Origin of the sequence: Cytobacillus oceanisediminis, from assembly GCF_007830235.1 — a bacterium.
GTDB classification, from domain to species: domain Bacteria; phylum Bacillota; class Bacilli; order Bacillales; family Cytobacillaceae; genus Cytobacillus; species Cytobacillus oceanisediminis.
Window position 1 is genome coordinate 1 of the sequence record NZ_VLKI01000051.1, and the last position, 359, is coordinate 359.

A 359-nucleotide genomic window follows, 5' to 3' on the forward strand; every position below is an offset into this window, starting at 1 on the left:
CCCGGAAGGGGAGTGAAAAAGATCCTGAAACCGTGTGCCTACAAGTAGTTAGAGCCCGTTAATGGGTGATAGCGTGCCTTTTGTAGAATGAACCGGCGAGTTACGATTACATGCGAGGTTAAGTTGATAAGACGGAGCCGCAGCGAAAGCGAGTCTGAATAGGGCGAATGAGTATGTGGTCGTAGACCCGAAACCAGGTGATCTACCCATGTCCAGGGTGAAGTCCAGGTAACACTGGATGGAGGCCCGAACCCACGCACGTTGAAAAGTGCGGGGATGAGGTGTGGGTAGCGGAGAAATTCCAATCGAACTTGGAGATAGCTGGTTCTCTCCGAAATAGCTTTAGGGCTAGCCTCATG

Annotated in this window: 1 rRNA gene; it reads left to right on the forward strand. The window is 51.5% G+C overall.

Annotation, left to right across the window (positions count from 1 at the left end):
* A 23S ribosomal RNA gene (locus IQ19_RS27610) occupies positions 1-359 on the forward strand; the annotation flags it as partial.